The following is a 3,356-nucleotide window of genomic DNA, read 5'->3' on the forward strand; positions in this document are numbered from 1 at the left end:
ATACCGGTCAGGGCCGCATGCCACCGCGGTTGCCAGGCCAGGACGGCCCAGACCAGGGCGATCGCCAGTGTCAGGAAGGCGAGCACACGATCGCCCGCATCCGCCAGTCCGTCCAGCCCGTAGGTGGCGGTCCAACGCGTCGCGACTGCGACGCCGACCAGCAGGATTGGCAGGGCGATCCAGCGTGTCCTGGCCAGATGCGGACGCAGCTCGGCGAGCCCCAGCCCGGCGATGAAGAGGAGGTTGAACGGACTCAGGACCAGGGCGGACCAGGGATTGGTCGGCGCAAGCCAGCTCGTCTGGGCAAGCAGGGTCAGACCGAGCCATGTCGCGATGGCGGCCCAGCGCCAGCGACCGGGCAGGAAGAGCAACAATCCATAGACCAGGTAGAAATAGAGTTCATGGATGAGAGTCCATCCGACCAGAAGAAGGGGCGGCTGGGAGGATGGCAGGAGCGCCACCGTCGTCAGCCAGTCAATATCCGTGATCTGACGGGTCAGGCTGTCGCCCATCGCCAGATAGCCGAGCAGGGCGAGGGCGGTGAATATCCAGTAGAGCGGATAAATCCGGTTCAGGCGTTTCAGCGCATAGCTGGCGGTTGGCCGTTTTGCCGACCGATAGAGGGTGTGGATGATGAAGCCGGAAATCACGAAGAAGACATCGACCCCGGCAAAGCCGAGATAGCCGACCGGCCCCAGAATGTCCGCGCCGGTAAAGCGGCCGCCTGCCTGGTGCAGATGGCCGACAACGACCATCAGGACCGCGATGGCGCGCAGGTATTGAAGTTCGACAATTTCAGCGCGCGGGCGGGCAGTGGACATCGAATCTCCGGCCATCGAATCTCCGGGCAACGAATCTCCGGGCAATGACCGCGATCATCATGCGAGCCGGCACGGGCGCGCAAGGTGGCCTACTGCGCCGCCCGCCGCCAGTCCTGATGATCAGCCACGGGTGAAGTACAGCGAGAAGCTGACGGGTGAAACCGGCGTGATCGAGGGCAGGCTGGCCAGCTCCTGCAAGGTCGCCAATCCCTCCGCCAGGCCGAAATCCTCGATGTGGAGCAGGACCGGGGCCGCGCTTTCCACCAGGATATGGCGACCATCAATATCGGTCACGATGACCGGTGTGATGATGTCGATCGACTGGCCGTGCAGGGACAGGGTGGCGTCCAGCTCCAGACTGCGACGTTCGCCGACATCCAGATCCGCCAGGGCGACCAGGTCGAGCGCGGTCGTGACCCGGGCCTCGGCAAAGCGGTCGATCTCGAAGAGATGATCGCGCATGCGTTCATTGCGAATGTCGATCCCGGTCTCGACAGTTGCCAGATCGATCACGAGTTCAGCCGCCCCGTCCGGAGCGACCGTCCCGCTCAGGCCGGAAAAACTGTGCGCTTCGGCGATTTCGCCGGACTTGATCGAGACGAAGGAGAGCCGGGACCGTTCGCCATCGAGGCGCCAGTCGCCACTGGCTGCAGGCTGCGAGCAGGCCGCCGAGAGGCTCAACAGGCCCAGCAGGCTGGCAATGACAATCGGGCGCATGGCGTACTCCTTGGTTGTCGCTGGCCCATACCTGCCCCCCTGACGAAGCAGGTTCAAGGCCTGGCGACGCAAAATCGGGCGCTGGGGCGCAAAGCGCAGGTCCGCGGGCAGGCAGGGGCTGGTCAAGCGCGCTGACTCGCGCTATCGGGCCGCATGCTGACAGATGTTTCTGCCATCTCCCCACAATTCGACCTCCGGGACACCTGCGCGCGCGGGTGCGAACGCCCATGACCGATCAACACGACAAACTCCTCATTATCGATTTCGGCAGCCAGGTGACCCAGCTCATCGCCCGGCGTGTCCGCGAAAGCGGCGTCTTCTGCGAAATCCATCCCTATAACCGCGCCGATGCGGCCTTCATCGATGCCTATGATCCCAAGGCGATCATCCTGTCGGGCTCGCCGCATTCGACGCATTGGGACAATTCCCCGCGTGCCGACGTCTCGGTTTTCACGCGCGGCATTCCGGTTCTGGGAATTTGTTATGGCGAGCAGACCATGTGCGCCCAGCTCGGTGGTCGGGTCGAGGCCTCCGAGGAGCGCGAATTCGGGCGCGCCGACATCACGCTCACCGAAGACAGTCCGCTCTTCGCCGGTTTTGGTCCCATCGGTCATGAAGAACGCGTCTGGATGAGCCATGGGGACCGTGTCGCGGCCTTGCCGGAGGGTTTCAAGGTCATCGCGACTTCGGGCAATGCGCCCTTCGCGGCGATCGCCGACGAGACCCGTCATTTCTACGGCGTGCAATTCCACCCGGAAGTCGTGCACACACCGCGCGGCGCGGCCCTGCTGGAAAACTTCACCCACAAGATTGCCGGCCTCACCGGTGACTGGTCGATGGCCAATTTCAAGGATGAGGCGATTGCCAAGATCCGCGAACAGGTTGGCGACAAGCGCGTCCTGTGCGGCCTGTCAGGTGGCGTCGACAGCTCGGTCGCGGCCGTTCTGCTGCACGAGGCCATTGGTGACCAGCTGGTCTGCGTCTTTGTCGATACCGGCCTGATGCGCCAGGGCGAGGCCGATGAGGTCGTCACCCTGTTCCGCGAGCATTACAATATCCCGCTCGTCCATGCCGAGGCCGAGGACCTCTTCCTGACCGCCCTCGAGGGCGTCGACGACCCGGAGAAGAAGCGCAAGATAATCGGCAGCCTCTTCATCGATGTCTTCGACGAGAAGGCCAAGGAGGCCGGCGGTGCCGATTTCCTCGCCCAGGGCACGCTCTATCCCGATGTCATTGAAAGCGTCAGCTTTGATGGTGGGCCCTCGGTCACCATCAAGTCGCACCACAATGTCGGCGGCCTGCCGGCGCGCATGAAGATGCAGCTGGTCGAGCCGCTGCGCGAATTGTTCAAGGACGAAGTCCGCGCGCTGGGCCGTGAGCTGGGCCTGCCGGACGCCTTTGTCGGTCGCCATCCCTTCCCGGGACCGGGCCTGGCCATCCGCATTCCCGGTGCTGTCTCCAAGGAGAAGGCCGACATCCTGCGCAAGGCCGATGCGATCTATATCGATGAGATCAAGAAGGCGGGTCTCTATGACGAGATCTGGCAGGCCTTCTCGGTCCTGCTGCCGGTCAACACGGTCGGTGTGATGGGCGATGAACGCACCTATGACGCCGTCCTTGCCCTGCGCGCTGTGACCTCGGTCGACGGCATGACCGCCGACTACTACCCCTATGACCACGACTTCCTGGGCCGCGTCGCCACGCGCATCATCAATGAAGTCCGCGGCGTGAACCGGGTCGTCTACGACGTGACCAGCAAGCCGCCAGGGACGATTGAGTGGGAGTAGGGGTCTGTACCTCGCAATCGCGCCACGCGCG

At 63.8% G+C, this 3,356-nt stretch carries 3 protein-coding genes; 1 reads left to right on the top strand and 2 read right to left on the bottom strand.

What is annotated here, in order from left to right:
- Together QZ266_RS09120 and QZ266_RS09125 are read right to left on the bottom strand one after the other, a co-directional pair.
- On the bottom strand, positions 1 to 821 hold an 821-nt coding region (locus tag QZ266_RS09120), incomplete at its 3' end, for an acyltransferase (RefSeq protein WP_295694250.1).
- A 120-nt stretch (positions 822 to 941) separates the two neighbouring features.
- Positions 942 to 1,538, bottom strand: a complete 597-nt coding sequence (locus tag QZ266_RS09125; RefSeq protein WP_295694253.1) for a YceI family protein — start codon at positions 1,536 to 1,538, stop codon at positions 942 to 944.
- A 227-nt stretch (positions 1,539 to 1,765) separates the two neighbouring features.
- Between QZ266_RS09125 and guaA the strand changes: the two genes are divergently transcribed.
- Positions 1,766 to 3,325, top strand: coding sequence for a glutamine-hydrolyzing GMP synthase (guaA, locus tag QZ266_RS09130; protein WP_295694255.1), 1,560 nt, complete (start codon positions 1,766 to 1,768; stop codon positions 3,323 to 3,325).
- Positions 3,326 to 3,356 lie beyond the last annotated feature (31 nt).

Source organism: uncultured Maricaulis sp., assembly GCF_905480005.1.
Lineage (GTDB): Bacteria > Pseudomonadota > Alphaproteobacteria > Caulobacterales > Maricaulaceae > Maricaulis.